18 protein-coding genes and 1 tRNA gene are annotated in these 21,192 nt (G+C 46.9%); 14 read left to right on the plus strand and 5 right to left on the minus strand.

Going from position 1 to position 21,192, the window contains the following annotated elements; genetic code table 11:
• Positions 1–12: 12 nt before the first annotated feature.
• The 6 genes from OUY18_RS02595 to OUY18_RS02620 all read left to right on the plus strand — a co-directional run bounded on the left by OUY18_RS02595 (position 13) and on the right by OUY18_RS02620 (position 4,049).
• Positions 13–489: a cell division protein SepF gene (locus OUY18_RS02595; RefSeq protein ID WP_268057142.1), complete on the plus strand. Its 477-nt coding sequence runs from the start codon at positions 13–15 to the stop codon at positions 487–489.
• Positions 489–1,244, plus strand: a complete 756-nt coding sequence (locus OUY18_RS02600; protein WP_268057265.1) for a YlmH/Sll1252 family protein — start codon at positions 489–491, stop codon at positions 1,242–1,244. Before OUY18_RS02595 ends, OUY18_RS02600 begins: the two co-directional genes overlap by 1 nt.
• 15 nt (positions 1,245–1,259) lie before the next feature.
• Complete coding sequence (locus tag OUY18_RS02605; protein WP_268057143.1) at positions 1,260–2,018, plus strand: DivIVA domain-containing protein; 759 nt, start codon at positions 1,260–1,262, stop codon at positions 2,016–2,018.
• A 198-nt stretch (positions 2,019–2,216) separates the two neighbouring features.
• Positions 2,217–2,696, plus strand: a complete 480-nt coding sequence (gene lspA / locus OUY18_RS02610) for a signal peptidase II (RefSeq protein ID WP_268057144.1) — start codon at positions 2,217–2,219, stop codon at positions 2,694–2,696.
• Positions 2,696–3,616 (plus strand): RluA family pseudouridine synthase, encoded by a 921-nt coding sequence (locus OUY18_RS02615; RefSeq protein WP_268057145.1) that lies wholly within the window; start codon positions 2,696–2,698, stop codon positions 3,614–3,616. Before lspA ends, OUY18_RS02615 begins: the two co-directional genes overlap by 1 nt.
• 22 nt (positions 3,617–3,638) lie before the next feature.
• Positions 3,639–4,049, plus strand: coding sequence for a ComEA family DNA-binding protein (locus OUY18_RS02620; RefSeq protein WP_268057146.1), 411 nt, complete (start codon positions 3,639–3,641; stop codon positions 4,047–4,049).
• A gap of 130 nt (positions 4,050–4,179) precedes the next feature.
• Here OUY18_RS02620 and OUY18_RS02625 read toward each other — a convergent pair whose 3' ends face one another.
• The 4 genes from OUY18_RS02625 to OUY18_RS02640 are packed head-to-tail and all read right to left on the minus strand — an operon-like array spanning position 4,180 to position 9,211.
• A complete protein-coding gene (locus OUY18_RS02625; protein ID WP_268057147.1) occupies positions 4,180–4,404 on the minus strand; it encodes a hypothetical protein in 225 nt (74 codons plus the stop codon).
• 17 nt (positions 4,405–4,421) lie between these two features.
• Positions 4,422–5,498, minus strand: coding sequence for a 6-phosphofructokinase (locus OUY18_RS02630; RefSeq protein ID WP_268057148.1), 1,077 nt, complete (start codon positions 5,496–5,498; stop codon positions 4,422–4,424).
• 23 nt (positions 5,499–5,521) lie between these two features.
• On the minus strand, positions 5,522–7,639 hold the full coding sequence (locus tag OUY18_RS02635; RefSeq protein ID WP_268057149.1) for an RNA degradosome polyphosphate kinase: 2,118 nt from the start codon (positions 7,637–7,639) through the stop codon (positions 5,522–5,524).
• 18 nt (positions 7,640–7,657) lie between these two features.
• Entirely contained in the window at positions 7,658–9,211 is a 1,554-nt protein-coding gene (locus OUY18_RS02640) for a phosphatase (protein ID WP_268057151.1), read from the minus strand.
• An 888-nt stretch (positions 9,212–10,099) separates the two neighbouring features.
• Between OUY18_RS02640 and OUY18_RS02645 the strand changes: the two genes are divergently transcribed.
• Positions 10,100–10,414, plus strand: coding sequence for a hypothetical protein (locus tag OUY18_RS02645; RefSeq protein WP_268057152.1), 315 nt, complete (start codon positions 10,100–10,102; stop codon positions 10,412–10,414).
• Between the two features lie 312 nt (positions 10,415–10,726).
• Here OUY18_RS02645 and OUY18_RS02650 read toward each other — a convergent pair.
• Positions 10,727–10,812 (minus strand) — tRNA-Ser (locus OUY18_RS02650).
• Between the two features lie 186 nt (positions 10,813–10,998).
• Here OUY18_RS02650 and asnS point away from each other — a divergent pair.
• The 7 genes from asnS to OUY18_RS02685 all read left to right on the plus strand — a co-directional run bounded on the left by asnS (position 10,999) and on the right by OUY18_RS02685 (position 21,190).
• Positions 10,999–12,393 carry an asparagine--tRNA ligase gene (asnS, locus tag OUY18_RS02655; protein WP_268057153.1) on the plus strand — a complete coding sequence of 465 codons (1,395 nt, stop codon included), beginning with the start codon at positions 10,999–11,001 and terminating at the stop codon, positions 12,391–12,393.
• A 16-nt stretch (positions 12,394–12,409) separates the two neighbouring features.
• Complete coding sequence (locus tag OUY18_RS02660; protein WP_268057154.1) at positions 12,410–12,802, plus strand: bacteriohemerythrin; 393 nt, start codon at positions 12,410–12,412, stop codon at positions 12,800–12,802.
• Positions 12,803–12,944: 142 nt separating this feature from the next.
• Positions 12,945–14,207, plus strand: a complete 1,263-nt coding sequence (locus OUY18_RS02665) for an aminotransferase class I/II-fold pyridoxal phosphate-dependent enzyme (RefSeq protein ID WP_419196108.1) — start codon at positions 12,945–12,947, stop codon at positions 14,205–14,207.
• A gap of 145 nt (positions 14,208–14,352) precedes the next feature.
• Positions 14,353–15,762: a preprotein translocase subunit SecD gene (gene secD, locus OUY18_RS02670; RefSeq protein ID WP_268057155.1), complete on the plus strand. Its 1,410-nt coding sequence runs from the start codon at positions 14,353–14,355 to the stop codon at positions 15,760–15,762.
• On the plus strand, positions 15,759–16,715 hold the full coding sequence (gene secF, locus OUY18_RS02675; RefSeq protein WP_268057156.1) for a protein translocase subunit SecF: 957 nt from the start codon (positions 15,759–15,761) through the stop codon (positions 16,713–16,715). The genes secD and secF overlap by 4 nt, the downstream gene beginning before the upstream one ends.
• Before the next feature lie 232 nt (positions 16,716–16,947).
• Positions 16,948–19,011, plus strand: a complete 2,064-nt coding sequence (gene recJ / locus OUY18_RS02680; protein WP_268057157.1) for a single-stranded-DNA-specific exonuclease RecJ — start codon at positions 16,948–16,950, stop codon at positions 19,009–19,011.
• A gap of 1 nt (position 19,012) precedes the next feature.
• Positions 19,013–21,190, plus strand: coding sequence for a RelA/SpoT family protein (locus tag OUY18_RS02685; protein ID WP_268057158.1), 2,178 nt, complete (start codon positions 19,013–19,015; stop codon positions 21,188–21,190).
• The last annotated feature ends 2 nt before the right edge of the window (positions 21,191–21,192 follow it).

Raw genomic sequence — 21,192 nt, forward strand, 5'->3', positions numbered from 1 at the left:
GGAGGGATACCTATGGCAGGAATTGTAGAAAAAATCAAAGATATGTGGAACCCACCGGAGGACGAATACGATTACGATTATGACGGCGTTCAGCAGGAAGAAGCGCCTGCACGCCAAAACGAGGAAACAGAAGTACATGAACGCGACACCATTAAGCGCGCTTATGTTCCGAACAACAATAATAAGGTAGTCAACATTCATGCGACGGCGCAGCTTCAGGTCGTTCTGTTTAAGCCGGAACGCTTTGGCGAAGAAACCTGCGCGGTGGCGGACGAGCTTTTAAAAATGCATACCGTGGTATTGAATCTTGAAAATACAAACAAGGATATTTCCCGCCGGATCATTGATTTTCTAAGCGGCGTTGCTTATGCAAACGGCGGAAAAATCAAAAGGGTTGCCACAAGCACGTTTATTATAACTCCATACAATGTAGATCTTACGGGTGACGATGTTTTAGATGAATTAGAAAATAACGGTGTTTATTTTTGATGGACAAGCAGGCGGAGGACGGAATTCTCGAAGCAAAGCTTAACGACGCCGTGCGTCTGGCGCAAAACGGAGGAAGGCCGCGTTTTGTCGGTTTTCTGGATGAGCGCCAGGCGCATCTGGCGGAAAACAGAATGTCGCATATTCATTTTAAAAACTATATGCTCTTCGGCGGAAAGGAAGACGCGGAGCGTGTAGTTTTTGGCGCATTTCCGGACTTTCTTGAGCCGGACGCCGAGCTATTCCCAATCAGCGCGGTAACGGCGTGTTTTCGTTCCTGCGACAGCCTCGGCCACCGGGACTTTATGGGTGCTATCCTTGCAGCCGGAATTCAGCGGGAGGCTCTCGGCGATATTTTAATCGAAACGGGACGATGCGTTTTCTTTGTGCGCAGCGAAATTTCCGATTTCATCCTGTCGCAATTGGACAAGATCGGAAAAGTGGGCGTTCAGATGAAAAAGGGTGCCGAACAGCCCCTTCCGCCCTGCGGGCAATTTGCGGATTTTTCCGCCGTAGTGGCTTCTTCCCGGCTGGACTGCATTGTTGCAGCTGTCATTGGCACCAGCAGGGAAAAATCATGTGAATTGATTCGTTCCGGTATGGTTATGCTGAACCATGAAGAAATTTTGTCCGTAAATGCTGCCGTAACGCCGGGCAGTAAACTGTCGGTCAGGGGAAAAGGCCGCTTTGTTCTTGACCGCCTCGGTCCCGTTACCAAAAAGGGCAGGCTGAGCATTGCAGGCAGGAAATATATTTAACGGAGGGCTTCCAAAATGTTATCTATGAACGATATTATCAACGCCAGTTTTCGAAAAGCAGGCTTTTCCGGTTACCGAACCGATGATGTGGATCAGTTTATCGATGCGGTTAAGGAATCCTATGATTCCCTTCTGAAAAAAGAAGTGGAACAGAAAGAGGAATACGAAAAGCTGAAAGGCGAAAATAACCAGCTTGTTGAGAAGCTTAAAATTTTAGCCGCGAAAGTGGAAGATTACCGCAAGGAAGAGGATGAAATTAAAAACGCGCTTGTCAGTGCCCAGAAGCTGGGGGACGCCTCGATCCGCGAATCCCGCCATAAGGCTGAAATCATCATTAAAGACGCCAATATTAAGGCGGAACGGATTATCACCGGCGCGAAGCAGAGTGTTGTCGAGCAGCAGAAGGAACTGGAAACCCTGCAAAAGACGGTCTCTGATTTTCGTTCCAAGCTTTTAAATATTTATAAAGAGCACCTGACCTTAATTGATGCGCTGCCGACTCAAAAACCCGCGCCGGAAACCGCTGAGCCGCCGAAGCATGCTGCGAAAGAAGAGTCTCCGGAAAAGGAGAAGCAGCCTTCTGAACCCCAAGCGGCGGATGAGCAGCCGCAGGACGATGCGAAGACCGCCCAGAAGCCGGACGATCTTTTTAATGCGGAGATTTCCAATTTTGACGATGATCTGCAGGATACTTCCTCGCCTTACCGTTCACCATACAGTGCTGCGGATAATCTCTCCGGCAATAAGACTTCTCCGGACGGCAGCTCGAATTAAAACAACGAATTCTGTCTAAGGAGATTACCGTTTCTTATGGACGGCGTAAAATGCGCGCGCTCCGGAGTTACAGCCGTACGGTTGGGGAAAACTGTGAGCATTCGGATGTTTGCGGCCGCCGCGCGAAGGTTTTAAAATAATTTAGAAAAGGGCGGGCGGATGGTTCGCCCTTTTTATCACAGGATTGGAGAGATTCCGTTGGCAGTCATTGCTTTACTACTGTCGGTGGCGGCAGTTGCCGTTGACCAGATTATCAAGCTCCTTGTTACATCAAATCTGAAGCCGGACAGCGGATTTACCGTTATAAATGGCTTTTTGAATATTTTTTATATTAAAAATAGAGGCGCGGCTTTTGGAATTCTGCAAAATCAAAGATGGTTTTTCATTGTTGTCACTTTAGCAATCAGTATATTGCTGATCATTTCGCTGTTTAAATATGAAAATCACACGGTTTACTCCTATATCGCCGCAATCCTGATTATTGGCGGGGGCTTTGGAAATTTAATCGACCGCATTCTTCATGGGTATGTGATCGACTATCTCAGTGTTTCTTTTTTTCCGCCGATCTTTAATTTTGCGGACTGCTGTGTAACGGTCGGAACCGTATTCTTAATGATTCATATTCTGTTTTTTTCAAATTTGGATTCCGACGCCGAACGGGTTATTCGTAAAAAGTAATGAACAGTGAATTAAAAATCGTTATCGGACCGGAGGACGTCGGTCTTCGGCTGGATAAACTGATCAGTATCAAGGTTGACGGTTTGACGCGTTCCGGGGCGGAAAAGCGGATTGAAGAAGGCTGTGCTTCCCTGAAAGGCAAAACGCTCAGTAAAAGCTATCGCGGCGCCGAGGGCGACTGTATTTGTTTATTGCTGCCGGAACCGGAGAAAACGGATGTGGAGCCGGAGAATATCCCGCTCGATGTCGTTTATGAGGACAATGACCTTTTGGTTGTCAACAAGCCAAAGGGGATGGTTGTCCATCCGGCCGCCGGAAATCGTACCGGTACTCTGGTGAATGCGCTTCTGGCGTATTGCGGCGATTCTCTGTCTGGCATTAACGGTGTTATCCGGCCTGGAATCGTACATCGGATTGACAAGGACACAAGCGGCCTGCTCATTGTTGCAAAAAATGATTTTGCACACCGGAAGCTGGCGGCGCAGATTAAAGCACACAGTTTTACACGCATCTATGAAGCGGTTGTCCACGGCAATGTTAAAGAGGACGACGGAACGGTTGACGCCCCCATTGGGCGGCATCCGGTTAACCGGAAGATGATGGCGGTAACGGAAAAGAATTCGAGGAATGCCGTTACGCACTATCATGTTCTTGCGCGCTATGAAGGTTTTACGCATATCCAGTGCAGGCTGGAAACAGGAAGAACGCACCAGATCCGGGTGCATATGGCCTATATCGGCCACCCGGTGGCGGGCGATCCGGTTTACGGCCCGAAGAAGCCGGTTCCGAATCTGAACGGACAGTGCCTCCACGCCCGCGTTATTGGCTTTGAGCATCCGCGTGACGGCCGTTATCTTGAAATTACAAGCGATCTTCCCGAGTACTTTACCGGATTTTTAGCGAAACTACAGCAGAAATAACAGGAGATAGGCGGGTCTTGTTATGGATGAGGATACCCTGCAAACAAGATATTTAATTGTGATTGCGGCGTTTCTGTGTGCGCTGATTATCGGATACAACGCCTTTTATGTTCCGGAAGCCATGAATGTTACGGTTGCGGCCGACAGTACTTCTTCGGGAGAGGAAGCCTACACGCCGCAGGCCGTTTCCGGTCTGCCTCCCAAAGAAAGGGAGATGCAGAGCAAAGCGGAAAGCCGGGTCGGAAAAGTGAACATCAACACCGCTACTGCGCAGCAGTTATGCGAGCTGGATGGAATCGGCTCCGTTATGTCCAAACGGATTATCGATTACAGGCAGCAAAAAGGAAAATTTAAATCGATTGAAGAGCTTAAAAACGTAAGCGGTATCGGAGAGAAAACCTTTGCAAAATTAAAAGACCATATAACGGTATAATTGTGTATATAAAATTCAGTAATAAAGGCTGGTATCGTTACTAACGATGTCGGCCCTTTTTGTATACGCAAAAAATGAAATCGGCGCCCCTTTTTCAGGGCGCCGATTTCAATGTCCGGGTGCGGTTCGGTTATATTTCTTCCGGTTCCGTTTCCTCCGCGTTTTTCTTTTGATACAGCCGTGCGGCCTTTTCCATTTCCGGAAGGGCTTTTTGCGCTGTATCGACGCAGCGGAGCAATTTTACGACAAAGTAACCGCTGTAAACGGTGAGCGCAACTGTCAAAGCGGCAGTAATCGCCCCCGCGGCCGTCGCCGCCTTCATCCATTTTGAATTCCGAATCCTTTGCATTTTCATGATAAACCTTCTTTCTATCAGTCTCCAAAGCTGATTCCGATATCACGTGCGGTTTTTATAATATCGCTGTCGGCGGGGACACCCTTTAATTTTCCGGCAACCTCGTTCAGCGGAACGGGTACAATCACATTATTTTGAAGCGCCGCCATGAATCCGTATTTTTTATCCGCGATCAGTTTTGCCGCCGCCGCGCCGAATCGGGTTGCAAGCAGGCGGTCGTACGGGCAGGGGCTTCCGCCGCGCTGAAAATGCCCCGGTACGGTAACGCGGATTTCCTGACCGGTCCGTTCGCTGATTTCCTTTGACAGGCGGTAGGAAATAGAGGGGTAGGGCATCTTCGCCCGAGCCGCTTTAAATTCTTTTTTGCCCATGGAGGCTTCTTCCTGGGACAGTACGCCTTCCGCGACGGCTAGAATGGAAAACCGTTTTCCGTTTTTGTTGCGCTGTTCCAATGTTTTTACAATGCTGTCGATGCTGTAGGGAATTTCGGGGATAAGAATCACGTCCGCCCCTCCTGCAATACCCGAATGCAAAGTCAGCCACCCGGCTTTATGCCCCATAATTTCCACAATAAATACCCTGCCGTGCGACGTTGCCGTTGTATGGATACAATCCAGAACGTTGGTGGCGATTTCCATTGCGCTGCTGAAACCAAAGGTCATTTCGGTACCCCAAACGTCGTTGTCAATGGTTTTAGGCAGCGTTACAACGTTCAAGCCCTCTTCGCTGAGAAGGTTCGCCGTTTTATGCGTACCGTTTCCGCCCAAGACGACCAGACAGTCCAGCTTCATCTTTTTGTAATTTTCTTTCATATTCTGGACTTTGTCCACGCTGTTGTCATCCATAACACGCATGAGCTTAAATGGCTGGCGGGAAGTTCCGAGAATCGTTCCCCCAAGGGTAAGAATCCCTGAAAAATCATCCGGTTTCATCTGTTGATAACTGCCTTCGATTAAGCCCCGATAACCATCGTTAATGCCATAGATTTCAACGTCTTTACCGAATTCCACATAAAGTCCCTTTGCAACGCCGCGAATCGCTGCGTTTAATCCCTGGCAATCTCCGCCGCTTGTTAAAATTCCTATTCTTTTCATAGCTTTCCTCTCATTTTACCCGATTATTTCATTTGTTCCGCATTGTATATTGGCCGGAAGGGCTTACTGCTGTCCTGCTCAATCAATTGTTTTACCGCATCCTGTGCCAGACGCGAAAATTCGATCTGGCAGTTGCAGGGCGCTTTTCCTCGTTTATCGATATGGGTATAAACGGTATCCGACTGCATAACGCGCGCGTTGATGTTGTCGCTCAGCATCAGGTTCAGAATATCGAATGCCCGCTGCCGCAGGGCCTCGTCTTCTACCGGAAATACGAGTTCTACGCGCCGGTCAAGATTGCGCTGCATCCAGTCGGCGCTGCCCATGTAAATTTTCGGATTCCCTGCGTTTTCAAACCGGTAAATCCGGCTGTGTTCGAGCAACTGCCCGACGATGCTGTAAACCGTTATATTTTCACTGACGCCCGGCAACCCGGGAATCAGGCAGCAGATTCCGCGGATGAGGAGCCGAATCGGAACCTTTGCCTGCGAAGCCTTGTAAAGCAGGGCGATCAGGTCGGGGTCTGTCAGGGAGTTTATTTTTACGGTGATGCCGCAGGGGAGATTTTGTTCGGAATTTGCAATTTCGTTTTCGATCATGCGCACGAAAAAGCTCCGCATGCCCTGCGGGGCAACAACAAAGCGGTTGTATTCCGGCGGGCGGGAATACCCGGTCAGAACGTTAAACAGGGAAGAGGCGTCCGCTCCATAAGGCTCTTTGCAGGTGAAAATGCCGATATCCGTATAGATTTTTGCGGTGGAATCGTTGTAGTTCCCTGTTCCCATATGCAGGTAGCGGCGGATACCGTCTTCATCGCGGCGTACAACCAGCAGAATTTTGCAGTGGGTTTTCAGGCCCGCAAGGCCGTAAATAACATGACAGCCCGCTTCCTCCAGCTTTTTTGCCCAGAGAATATTGTTCTCCTCGTCGAACCGCGCTTTCAGCTCGACCAGAACGGTTACCTGCTTGCCGTTTTCAGCCGCGGTAATCAGCGCGTCGATGATCGGGGAATGGCCGCTGACACGGTAAAGCGTCTGCTTAATGGCAAGCACGTTCTTATCCTCCGCGGCCTTTCGCACAAAATCAACGACCGTCTCGAAACTCTCGTAAGGATGGTGCACCATACGGTCCTTCTCACGGATTGCTTCAAAAATATCCTCGTAGCCCCAAAAATCGGCTGCCGGATAGACCGGCGTAATCGGTTTGAAGCAAAGGGCTTCAAAATCGGAAAGGGATGCAAATTTGGAAAAGAAGGTTAAATCCAGCGGGCCGGGGAACTGATAAATATCGTCCGGCTGAATATCCAGCATGTCGATCAGAAATTCCTGTGTTTCCGCGTCGCTTTTTTGCAGCAATTCCAGGCGGACGGGCTTTCCGCGCTTCCGCTTTTTAATGGATTTCTGAATTTCAATTAATAAATCCTCCGATTCTTCGTCAATATCAAGGTCGGAGTTGCGGGTGATTCGGAAGGGGCAGGCTGCCCGGATGTCACTCAGTTCAAACAGTTCGCCCATTTTATAAATAATGACGTTTTCCAGCAGCACATAGCATTTTCCGCTGTCGGATGGAATCTGAAGAAAACGGGAAAGAATCGCCGGAACCTGTACCACGGCAAAATAGGAATCCTCTTCGCCTTTCAGCCGGACCGCAATGTTTAAACTCTTGTTTGCCAGCAGCGGAAACGGGCGGCTGCGGTCAACGGCGAGCGGTGTTAAAACGGGGAACAGGACCTTGTCAAAATAATCGGATATATACTGTTTTTGTTCGGCATTCATTTCTTCCGGTGTTAAAAAGGCGATTCCTTTTCTTTTCATCGCCGGAACAATCGAACGGTGCAGGCAGGAATACTGCTTCTCCGTAAACGCATGGATTTTTTCAGACAGCAAAGGGAGGAGCTGCTTCGGCGTCAGCCCGGAAGTATCTTCCACACGATAGTCGGAACTGACTTGTTCCTTCACCCCGGCTACCCTTACCATAAAGAATTCATCCAGATTCGAGGCCGTAATGGACAAAAAGCGGATGCGCTCCATCAGCGGATTGGCTCGCTTAAAAGCTTCCTCCAAAACGCGCGCGTTAAAGTCCATCCAGCTTAATTCCCGGTTGATAAACGGTATTTTTATTTTGTCGTTTTTGTCATTCATTTATTACCACGCCTTATGTTAAATTAGGGAGGAGCGGACGGTCAGAATCGGATTACAGCCGAAAACCTCCTGGAAGAACGGGGCGCATTGTTCAAACGCCCATTTTTCAAGATAAACGTTTTCGTTGCTGTCCGCTGTGATCAATAATTTGTCGTTATCCAGTTTTACCCGAATATCCTTGAGTTTCTGCTTCTGCGCCTTGTCAAGCGCGTTTGCAAGCCGGAAAATGGCCACAAGCTTGGAGACGATCAGCCTGTTTTTATCGCTCAGACGAATAAATTCAATGTCGTCGTAATTCGGCACATCGTATTCGTTGTAGCGGGAAACATAGGCTGTTATCAGCATTTCTTCATCGGTCATACCGTAAATGTCGATATCCTTAATCAAATCAAACGTACTCAGCAAATGCTGTTTAGCGGTTACATAATAGCCGCAGTCATGCAGGATGGCCGCGAGCTCCAGAAGCAGCCTTTTACGGTGGTCAAGTCCGTGCGCGCCTTTCATCTTGTCAAAAATCCGGCAGGCGAATTTCCGGACGTTTTCGGAATGAAGATGGTTGCAGTTGTAGGTTTTCGCAATTTCCTGTGCGCAGGAGATGGCGTTTTCACGGACATGGTCAAAATATTCCTCGCCGCTTTTGGGGAGAAGCATGTGGCGCATCAAAGCGTCCCACAGCTCCACCTTGGGCGCAATAATAACATCGGATTCGGAAAATTCAATCAGCCGGATATAAATCGCAAGCGCGGAATACAGCAGTTCGGCCGTGTCCTCGTTAATGCCGTAGTGGCTGCTGATCTTTTCCTGCGACATGGAGCGTATCTGATTAAACAGGTCGGAAAGCATCTGCGCGGGAATCGTGTAGCAGCCGTTTTCGGGCATTACGCCGCAAATCCGGGCAATTAACTGAATTTCATTCCCCGTCAGAATCAGGTTGGAAACAAGCCCCTTGCTGAACGGGATACGGATATGGCCAATAATGGAATTGAGGTATTCTTCCACGACGGTGTAAAAATCCTCCGTAAGCTCCTGAATATTCCCGAGCATATCATGAAGCTTTAAGGCGCCCATCGGAATGTTCTGCGAGAAGATCATATGCTTTCCGTTATAAAGGGAAAAGCCGATGGTTCCGGCGCCGATATAGGAAATCAGCGCGTTTTCTCCTTTTTTATTTTCCATTTTATCGAGTGTATTTAAAATTTCCGAGTAAATCAGCGTTTTTTCCTGATCATCCTCCAATACCTGGACGGTCATGTCGTTCTGGATTTTTAACTGGTCGATCACATAGGAACGGTTTTTCGCTTCCCGAAAAGCGGTTGTCGCCACTACTTTGTATTGATCCACTCCGTATTCTTTTAAAATGCTGCTGTATCCATGCAGGATACCGGAAAGTTCACGCAGGCTTTCAAAACGGATTTTTCCGTCGGTAAAGACTTCGTGGCCAAGGTTTAAGGGATATTCCAGTTTTTCAAGGTCCGTAATTTCTCTTTTTTTAAGCTGTGAAATTCTCATTTTCAGCATATTCGAGCCGATATCGATCACTGCGGCCACTCTGCTGCTTTTTTTACGATTCAAAACGTCACCACCTATGCTGATTTCTATGGATAATTATAGCAAATCGTTGTTGATTCTACAACGCTTCTTACTATATTATTGTTCTTTTCGGTTTATGAATAAATTTCTCTTCGAATCCGCGGCAATATGAATTTTTCTATTTGCATTGTTCTTCAAAATGAACTGTTCAAAATCATACAAATTCTCCTTGCAGAAGGTCCTTTACAGGATTTAAATTTGTAAATTCGAAATAAATCCTTCATAGTCATATCGTTTCGTAAATATAATGGAAAGAGGCAGGTAAGATTGAATTGTCAAACTGTAAAGGAAATGAATATAATGAACTACGAGCAAAAGAGTATCTTAAAAAGCTTTAAAGACTTTGGGCTCGCTTTATTTTCCAACTGGGTCTTTCAGCAGATCATTTATTTTCTGTTTCCGTTTATCCTTTCATGCGTTATCAAAAACTCAAACAAGCCTTTAAGCCCGGCTTCTTTCTATTCTTATCCGCAGATTATTTATTTTTCTTTGTATATTTTCATCTTAATAGGATTTTCCGCCGCAAATAAGCATATATTGAAGCAGCGAAAAAATTCGGAATTAAACAGGTCTGTCATTGATGAACTGCAAAATAACATAACCAGTTTGACACGGTATATGTCTACGCTTGGCCCCGATGAAAAGGAAGAAATCTTTGCTTCTTTGTCGCAGTTTGTCTGTAATTCATTATATACGATTTTTTCAAATCAATACGAAGACCGCAGCTTTCGAATCAGCGTTATTAAACAAATTCTGAATCGGAATGAATTGATGTATACCATGCCCGGGTATAAATCGAACAGTTTAAGCAAGGGCGACAATCGCCCGCAGCCGGTGTCAAATTGTGAGAAATTTTTTAAAAATATTCTCATGACGTCCATAGAAAAGACCTATATTTTAGACGAAAAAGGGATTAAAAAGAAATTTGGCCCCACACATGAAAAAATCACCGAATATATTGCGATTTCTCACAAGGGAGATTTTGATAATATTTGTTTTATTCTTCAGCTTGATTGTACAAAGGCGGGAAGCTTTGGAAAAAACAAAGAAGAAATTGAAGATTTTATCCAGCAGTACATAGAACCTTTTATCAAACTCCTTGAAAACGCTTATGTTCAGGAAAGAATGAATTTTATGAATAGAGGGGTCGACGACATTGAATCACAAACCTTTTACACTCATTGAGGGGAACAGCGAGATTGACAATGAGCTTTTTTACGAAAAAATAAATAAAATTATAGAAGAGGAGCGTAAGAAAAACGCTGATATACGAACCATTCCAAACAATACCACGGATGAAGTGAAATACTCTTCCTGATAGAATTATGGAATCCCGATGCTATATGATTCGCCCTGCCGGTCTACCGGCAGGACATATTTCATTCTCTCCGCTCTTCTGTTCATTTGCATTTATTGTGGAGTATAAAAAGCGGAGAGCCCGTCCGACTTACCAATTTCTATAGAAAAAAGCCCATCAGCTTATGCTGATGGGCTTTTTGGCGGAGAGGATGCGACTCGAACGCACAATGCCTTGCGGCACACCACATTTCCAATGTGGCTCCTTACCATTAGAATACCTCTCCGAATGGCAATTGTTGCTTGGTTATCAAAGGCAACTCTGATATTATAACGAATGTTTCAGCAAAAATCAACCCCTATTTTGAAGATTCTCGAAATTTTCACATTTTCCGGCGTATTGAGTATTGCATAGCGCGGATTCGTGTTATAATATAAATATATTCTGGAAGCAAATTTAGGAGGTATTCAGATTGAAGAGAACTGAAATAACCGAATTATATTCGAATACGGCGGAGCTTGGCGGGAAAACGGTAACGGTCTGCGGCTGGGTTCGTACGATTCGCGATTCCAAGGCGCTGGGATTCATTGAATTGAACGACGGCAGCTGCTTCAAGGGAGTTCAAATTGTTTTTGAGGCGGATCGAATTTCGAATTTTACAGAAGTTACGAAATTGAACGTCGGTTCAGCCATTGTAGTTACCGGAGAACTGGTTTTGACGCCTCAGGCGAAACAGCCGTTTGAAATCCATGCCGATAAAATTGAAGCGGAAGGCCTTTCCACTCCGGATTATCCGCTGCAGAAGAAGCGTCATTCGCTGGAATATTTACGTACGATTGCGCATTTGCGCCCGCGTACCAACACGTTCAGCGCGGCGTTCCGCGTGCGTTCGGCCGCGGCGTTTGCCATTCATAAATTCTTTAACGAGAACGGATTCATTTATGTCCATACCCCTCTGATTACCGGAAGCGACTGCGAAGGCGCCGGCGAAATGTTCAACGTTACCACACTGGACGCGGACAACCCTCCGCGCAAAGAAGACGGGACGATTGATTATTCTCAGGACTTTTTCCAAAAGCATACGTCCCTTACGGTTTCCGGCCAGCTTGAGGCGGAATGCATGGCGATGGCGTTTGGCAAGGTGTATACTTTCGGCCCGACGTTCCGCGCTGAAAAATCCTATACGCAGCGCCATGCGGCGGAATTCTGGATGATTGAACCGGAAATTGCGTTTGCGGATTTGCAGGACGACATGCGGCTTGCCGAAGCGATGATGAAGTACGTCATTCAATATGTTATGGACACCTGTCCGGATGATATCGCGTTTTTCAATCAGTTTATAGACAAGGGGCTTGTTGAACGTTTAAATAACGTTGTCCATTCGGATTTCGCCTGTGTTACGTATACGGAAGCAGTCGACATTTTAAAAAAGAACAACGATCAATTTGAATATAAGGTGGATTGGGGAACCGATCTGCAAACAGAGCATGAAAAGTATTTAACGGAGCAGGTATTCGGAAAGCCTGTTTTTGTAACCGATTATCCGAAAGAAATTAAAGCCTTCTACATGCGTTTGAATGACGACGGAAAGACGGTTGCCGCAGTTGACCTTCTTGTACCGGGTATCGGCGAGATTATAGGCGGCAGTCAGCGTGAGGAACGCATGGAGGTTCTTCAGCAGAGAATGAAAGACTTTAAGCTGAACGAGGACAATTACTGGTGGTATCTGGATTTAAGGCGTTATGGCGGTACAAAGCACGCGGGGTACGGTCTCGGCTTTGAGCGCCTTGTGATGTATTTGACCGGTATCGCAAATATTCGGGATGTGCTGCCGTTCCCGCGCACAACGGGCACCGCAGAATTTTAGAAAGGACGTGTCTCATATGGCAATGTGGAAAGAAAGTCTGAAAATAGGAGTATCGCTGATTGACAGCGAACATAAGGAACTGTGCGATCGAATTGACCAGCTCTTTGCCGCGTGCAATCAGGGAAAGGGCAGGGACGAAATCATCAAGACGCTTGAATTCCTGGAGGGGTACACCATCAAGCATTTCTCCGATGAGGAGAAACTGCAGCGCAGCAGTACTTATCCGAAATGCAAGGAACATAAAGAAATGCATGAGTATTTTAAAAAGCAGATTGCTGATTTAAAGAAGGATATTACGGAAAACGGCGCTTCGATTGCGGTTGTATCCAAAACAAATTACTTTCTTATGAATTGGCTTCTGAACCATATTCAAAAGGTAGATACCGAATTGGCAAATTACATAAAATAAAATAAATATGCTCTCCTTTTCTTATATGCAGGATTTATCAATTTAACTTGCATTTTTTCATATTATATATTAGAATAGTACCTAGTTTTTAACTTGATATGCATTTTAAGATAGGGAGATGCTCATATTGGATTTCGCGTCAATGTCAGAAAAAGAGTTAAGCCAGGTAAGGGCGGACTTACAGGAACGCTATAACCGTTTTAAAGCAAAAGGGTTAAAATTAAATATGGCCCGCGGAAAGCCGGAAACAGAACAGCTTAAACTTTCCATGGGTATGCTGGACGCATTAAACTCCGCATCCGATCTTTACGCTTCAACCGGGGAGGATTGCCGCAACTACGGTATGCCGTACGGGCTTCCCGAAATGCGCGAACTCTTTTCAAAGTTGATGGGGGTTGAAGCCTCGAATATCATTGCAGGCGGCAATTCCAGCCTGAATATGATGTTTGATACGGTTTCCTGCGCAATGACCCATGGCTTTTCGGGCTGTCAGCCGTGGGGCAAACAGGGCCCGGTGAAGTTTTTGTGCCCGTCTCCCGGCTACGACAGGCATTTTGCCATTACGGAATACTTCGGCTTTGAACTGCTTACGGTGCCCATGCTGCCGACAGGTCCGGACATGGATGTCGTGGAAAAGCTGGTTTCAAATGATGAAACCGTCAAAGGAGTCTGGTGTGTTCCAAAGTATTCCAATCCGGAGGGGATCACCTATTCCGATGAAACCGTTCGCCGTTTTGCCGCTTTAAAACCCGCCGCAAAGGATTTCCGGATTTTTTGGGATAACGCCTATTGCGTGCACGATTTAACCGATACGCCGGATCAGCTCCTGAATTTATGGCTTGAATGCAAAAAGGCGGGCAATGAGGATTTGCCGATCTTCTTTGTATCCACCAGCAAGATTTCTTTTCCGGGTGCCGGCGTGGCGGCGCTGGGCGCAAGCGACAGCAACCTGGCCGTTTTGAAAGAGTATTTTTCCTATCAGACAATCGGTCCGGATAAATTGAATCAATTAAGACATCTGTATTTCTTTAAAAACTATGACGGCGTGATGGAGCAGATGAAGAAACACCGCAGGCTGATTGCACCGAAGTTTAAAGCGGTAATCGATAAGCTGGAATCCGAGCTTGGGGGAAAGGGCGTTGCCCGATGGACCCATCCAAACGGAGGGTATTTTATCAGTGTCGATGTTTTGAACGGATGTGCAAAGCGGGTGGTTTCCCTTTGCAAAGAAGCCGGAGTAACCCTTACCGGTGCGGGCGCGACTTTTCCGTACGGGAAGGATCCGAACGACAGCAACATCCGTGTTGCGCCGACGTACCCGCCGGTTGCCGAGCTGCAGGTTGCCATGGATTTATTCTGTATTTGCGTTCAGCTTGCCGCGGCGGAAAAATTATTAAATCCATAAGAGAGGGAGCTTGGCTCCCTTTCTTTTTTTGGATGTCTTCACGAATAATCTTGTCAAACTAATTGACATTTTAATGTATTAACCATATAATTGATGTGTTACGTCTGCGAGGATTCACAGAAAACCAAAATTGGAGGATTTACGAATGAAGCGAGTAGCAAAACCTGTATTTTTCATCGTCGCCCTCCTCATACTGTTTTTAACTTATTCCGCAACCTTTGGAATTAAGGGTAAAAACGGGGATAATTCGACCACCTACATAAAGGGTGTTGGCGACATTAGATGGGGAATAGACATTAACGGCGGCGTCGAGGCAACATTCAGCCCGGCAACTTCAAAAAAAGCGACCAAAGAACAGATTGATTCCGCAAAATCAATCATTGAAGTCCGCTTAACGACCAATCACATTACCGATTATGAGTTATATTCCGATTATAACAATGATCGTATTATTGTACGTTTCCCTTGGAAGAACGATGAAAAGACCTTTGATCCGGAAAGCGCCATTAAAGAACTTTCCGCGACTGCGATGCTTACCTTCCGCGCGGGAGACGAGTATACAACAGCGACAACCGGTTCGGATGGACAACCTGTCTACAAAACACCGAAGGGTGAGACAGCGACCAATGTTATTTTAACCGGCAGTGATATTAAAAGCGCCAAGTCTGAAATGTATCAGGATCAGACGACCGGCAAGGCAACTTATCAGGTCGGCATGGTACTCAATGACAGCGGCACCAAGAAATTTGCCGCCGCCACCGAGAGCATGCAGGGCAAAATCATCTCCATCTGGATGGACGACGTCCGTATTTCCAATCCAAGAGTAGACGCGGTTATTACCGACGGCAAGTGCTCGATTCAGGGCAACTTTACGGCTGCGGAAGCTTCCGCTCTGGCAAACAAGATTACCGCCGGTGCGCTTCCGTTTAAGCTTACGACATCAAACTTCAGCACAATCAGCCCGACGCTGGGTTCCTCTTCTCTGCACGCAATGCTGATTGCAGGAATGATTGCTTTTGGCATCATCTGTGTATTCATGCTGTTCCAGTTCAGGCTTCCGGGCTTCATTGCGATTATCGCTCTGCTCGGACAAATTGCGCTGTCCTTTGCGGCAGTATCCGGGTACTTCGCGTTTATCCCCAGCTTCACGCTGACGCTGCCCGGTATCGCCGGTATCATTCTTTCCATCGGTATGGGCGTCGACGCAAACATTATTACCGCCAGCAGAATTAAAGAAGAACTCTGGTCTGGAAAAACCCTTGACGGAGCAATTCAAAAGGGCGACGACAACAGCTTCTGGGCGATTTTCGACGGGAATATCACCGTTGTTATCGTTGGTGTAATTTTGATGCTTGTATTCGGGCCTTCCAACATCCTCTCCGCGATGTTCGGCGCATCCACTACCGGCTCGATCTATTCTTTCGGCTACACGCTGCTTATCGGTATTGTCGGTAACTTCCTGTTCGGCGTAACGGCTACCCGTTTAATGACAAAATCAATTTCCGGGTTTAAGTTCGCGCGCAATAAATGGTTATACGGAGGTGCCGCAGAATGAAAACCTTTAAAATTAGATTTTTTGAAAACAGAAAGATTTTCTTTGCAATCTCTCTCGGCATTATGGTCATCGGATTGATTTTTAACGTTATATTCGGTACCCAGCTGGATATCCAGTTTAAGGGCGGCGCCGAAATCAAATATTCCTTTGACGGCAAGATCGTACAGGAAGAAGTAGAAAAAATCGTTCAGGATACAACGAAAAAGGACGTTACAGTCCATATTTTGGAGAATGTGAAATCCTCTGACGGCAAATCTGTAAAAAATAATGTTTCGATTTCTTTTGCAGGAACAGAGTCTATTTCCGTTGATAATCAGCAGGCAATTGCGAAAGCGCTTACCGTAAAATATCCGGATGCGAATTTCCAGGTTGTATCATCCAGTTCTGTTAACCCGACCATGGGTCACAGTTTCTTTGCAAAATGTATGGTTGCTATTTTGCTTACCTGCGTTCTGCTCGTATTTTACATTGCGCTCCGGTTTAAAAAGATCGGCGGTATGTCCGCCGGTGTAATGGCCGTTCTTGCATTGCTGCATGACGTCATTATGGTTTATTTCACATTTATTATCTTCAGAATTCCGCTGAACGACAGCTTCATTGCCGTCGTACTGACCATTCTGGGTTATTCGCTGAATGATACGATCATCATTTATGACCGTATCAGAGAGAACCGCAGACTGATGGGTCCCAAAACGCCGTATTCCGTTTTGGTTAACACAAGTATCAACCAGACGTTTACCCGTTCCCTCTTTACGGCGGGCTGCACTTTCTCTTCCATTGCAACCGTGTTTATAGTCGGACAGGTCTATGGAATTTCCAGTGTAACAACGTTTGCACTGCCGATGATGGTCGGTATTGTTACCGGCTGTTATTCATCCGTCTGTATTGCAGGACCTCTTTATGTTATGTGGCAGAACCATAAGGCAAAACAAAAAGCCGAAGCAAGAGCCTAAAAGCTTACAAAACAATATTTATAAAGAACCACCGATGTTTCCATTCATCGGTGGCTTTTTTATTGCCGCTCTATAGATGAAATGAATTAAAATTGTCTGAATATTTCAGGAAAGACAGGAAAACGGTTCGAATATTTCTGTTTTTCTTCCATTCTTATCTCGAAGAAGAATAAAATATTGAATATTATTTGTCAAAATGATACAATGATTAATTATGGGGTAGGTGTCGTTTGTGAGTTTAAAGAAATGGGAAGTATTTCAGAGTAATCCGAATGTAACAAAACAGATTACAAAAGATATGAATATATCCGGGCTTCTTGCCGTATTGCTGGAAGAACGCGGCATTGTGGAAATGGAACAGTTCGAAAAGTTCTTTCGTTCAGAAGGAAATCTTTCCGATCCTTTTCTGATTACCGATATGGAAAAAGCGGCTGACCGTATTTTAAATGCGATTGAAAATTTCGAAAAAATCGCTGTTTACGGAGATTATGATGCAGACGGCGTAACCGCGACCGCAATGCTGTATTCCTATCTGGAATCCTGCGGCGCGAATGTCATCTATTATATTCCCGAGCGTGAAGGGGAGGGCTACGGCCTGAACTGCAATGCGGTCGATACGCTGCATGCGCAGGAAGTCAATCTGATTGTAACCGTGGACAACGGCATTTCTTCCATCCAGGAAGTAGCGTATGCGAATCGTTTAGGGATGGAAGTTGTCGTAACGGACCATCACCGCCCGCGGACGGAATTGCCGGAAGCATATGCTGTGGTCGATCCTTATCGCGTGGATTGTGACTGCCCTTATAAAGACTATTCCGGCGTTGGGGTGGCATTTAAGCTGATTATGGCACTGGAAGGCGAGGACTGTAATCTCGGAGCTTTGCTCGATAATTATGCCGACCTTGTTGCAATCGGTACAATAGGAGATGTCGTACCGCTTACCGGCGAAAACCGAAGCTTTGTAAAAGCCGGATTAAAAATGATTTCGCGTACGGACCGGTTAGGACTGAGGGCGCTGATGGAGCGGGCCGGTGTGGAAGGAAGACAGCTTACGGCCGGAAATGTTGCCTTTACGCTGGTTCCCCGCATTAATGCAACCGGGCGGATTGGTTCTCCGGACCGCGCGGTTCGTCTTTTAATTTCCGAATATCCGGAGGAAGCGTGTGAGCTTTCCACGGAAATCAATGATGATAACGAATACAGACGTCAGATTGAGAAAGAAATATACGAAAAAGTCATGCAAAAGCTTCAGGATGAACCGGAACGCCTTTATGACCGTGTTTTAGTGATTGAGGGTGAAAACTGGCATCACGGGGTCATCGGCATTATTTCCTCCCGTATTACCGACCAGTTTGGGAAGCCGAGTATCATTCTTTCCTATAACGGGGAGGAAGCGAAAGGCTCCGGCAGAAGTATTGAGGGATTTTCGCTGTTTCAGGCGGTCAGCGCCTGCGGCCAATTCCTGTCGCAGTATGGCGGCCATCCGATGGCGGCCGGTTTGACTTTATCAACAAAAAATATTCCCGCGTTTCGAAAGGCAATCAACGATTACGCCGCTTCCTTGGGTAGTCTGATGCCGACGCAGGTACTGAAAATCGATTGCATTCTGAATCCGCGCGACCTGTCGGTGGAGATTCCGCAGGAAATCCATGCGCTGGAACCCTTTGGCATGGGAAATCCGTCCCCGCTGTTCGGCCTGTATCATGTAACCCTGTCCAATATTACGCCGGTCGGCGGCGGAAAACATCTGCGTGTGAGCGTCATGCAGAACGGCTGTACTGTCCGCTGCATGAAATTCGGTACGACTCTTGAACAATTTCCGTACCGTCCGGGTGATATCCTTGACCTTGCAGTAACCTTGGACGCAAGGGAATACAACGGCAAAAATACGCTTTCCATCTTTATTAAAGACATAAAATTATCCGATATCGACGTAGACGCGGTTCTGGCAGACACGGCGCTTTATGAAAAATCCAAAAGAGGGGAACGGCTGTCAAAGAACGAATTGGAACGGCTGTTCCCAAACCGCGGTGCGTTTGCCGCTGTTTACAGAATGATTCGGGACGTAAACGGCTTTTGCGGAAGTCCGGAAATTCTTTTGGAACGCGCCAAGGACGTCGGCAACATGGCAATGCTTTTAACCGTGCTGGATGTTCTGGCGGAGTACCGGCTGATTACGCTGGAAAAGCCGGGCGACATCATCAAGGCGGAAATCGTACATACAACGCATAAAGTTGATTTATTCGGCTCCGACATATTGAAAAATCTGAAACTGCTGGGAAGGGTGGGGGAATGATATGGCATGGCCGCTGAAAACTTACGATGATCTTATCGCTTTAATTAACGAAAGCGAGCACGACTACGACATGCCCGTAATCGACCGCGCCTACCAGCTCGCACTTACCTCCCATCAGGATCAAAAACGCCTTTCCGGAGCACCCTATATTTCTCATCCGGTAGCGGTAGCCTGTATTCTTGTTGAACTGGGTATGGATACCGAATCGGTAGCGGCCGGCCTGCTGCATGATGTTGTCGAGGATACGCCGGTCAATCTGGAGCAGATTAAGAAAAGCTTCGGCCCGGAAATTGCAAATCTGATTGACGGTGTGACGAAGTTAGGCCGCATCCCTTATTCTTCCCGCGAGGAACAGCAGGCGGAAAACCTTCGGAAAATGCTGATTGCAATGGCGGATGACATCCGCGTTATCATTATTAAATTGGCCGACCGCCTGCACAATATGCGTACCATCGAATTTATGTCTCCGCAGAAACAGCGTGACAAAGCGCTGGAAAATATGGAGGTTTACGCGCCGATTGCGCACCGCTTGGGTATTCGTGCCGTTAAGGAGGAATTGGAGGATTTATCCCTCCGGTGCCTGGACCCGGTTGCCTACGAAGAAATTGAAAACGGCCTTGCTTTAAGAAGAAACGAACGCAAGGCGTTTATTGACCAGACGAAAAAGTATATTTACGAACGCGTATCGCCGCTGATTCCCAATGTTTATCTGGAAGGGCGCGTAAAGAGTATTAACGGTATTTTCCGTAAGACCTTTATTCAAGGCCGTTCCATGGAAGAAATCTATGATATTTACGCGGTTCGCGTGATTGTTGATACAGTAAACGACTGTTATAACGTACTGGGCATTATCCATGATATGTACCGCCCGATTCCGAACCGGTTCAAGGATTATATTTCCACGCCGAAGCCGAACCTGTATCAGTCCCTCCATACAACGGTAATCGGGAAGGACGGCATTCCGTTCGAGGTTCAGATCCGCACATGGGAAATGCACCATACTGCGGAATATGGTATTGCCGCGCACTGGAAATATAAACTGGGTATCGGCCCCAAGAGCAATGATTCGCTGGAGCAGCGGCTTGCCTGGATTCGCCAAATGCTGGAAAATCAAAAGGACAACGAAGACGCCACCGACCTTGTCCGCACCATCAAGTCGGATCTGGTTCCGGAAGAAGTGTTTGTGTTTACGCCGCGGGGCGATGTCATCAGCCTTCCTTCCGGTTCAACCGTCATCGATTTTGCCTATGCGATTCACAGCGCCGTCGGCAACCGCATGGTCGGCGCAAAAGTGGACAAGCGCATTGTGCCGATCGATTATAAAGTCAAGACCGGACAGATTATTGAAATTCTGACTTCCAAGGAAACGCACGGGCCGAGCCGCGACTGGCTGAAAATTGTAAAGACAAGCGAAGCGCGCAATAAAATCCGCGCGTGGTTCAAGCGCGAAAAGCGCGACGAGAATATTATTGAAGGCAAGGCCGAACTGGAGCGTGAATTCCGGCGCAACGGCATTGAACTGAACGAAGCGGAGCTTGCCGCCCTGCTTGAAAAAATCGGCGCAAAGCAGAACTGCACCAGTGCGGACGACGTGTATTCCGCAATTGGTTACGGCGGCATCCAGCTTTGGAAGATTATGCCGAGAATTAAAGAAGACTATATGAAGGAGAAGCGCCCCGCTCCGCCTGTACCGGCGCAGGCTCCGGCAAAGCAGGCGCCGAAAAAGCCCGTTGGCGGTGTTACCGTTGACGGAATGGACAACTGTCTGATTAAATTTTCCCGCTGCTGCAACCCGCTTCCGGGCGACGATATTATCGGCTTTATCACGCGCGGGTTCGGCGTATCCATTCATAAACGTACCTGTTCCAATGTACCGAAAAATCTGAGTGAAGCTTCCGAACCGGAAAGATGGATTCAGGCGCACTGGACGGGAGTAGTAAAAGAAGAATTTAAATCTACGCTGGAAATTGTTGCGATAGACCGTTCCGGTCTGCTTGCCGATGTGACACAGCAGCTTTTCAATATGCATATTTTTATCCATTCCTTGAATTCGAGGGAGACAAAGGATGGCAGCGCCGTCATTTGTGCCACGATCACGATTAACGGACTGGAGCATCTGAACAGTATCATTTCCCGCCTTTCCAATATTCAGGGGATTATCTCCATAAAACGTTCCTAATA

The organism is Caproiciproducens galactitolivorans (assembly GCF_026672255.1).
Lineage (GTDB): Bacteria > Bacillota > Clostridia > Oscillospirales > Acutalibacteraceae > Caproiciproducens > Caproiciproducens galactitolivorans_A.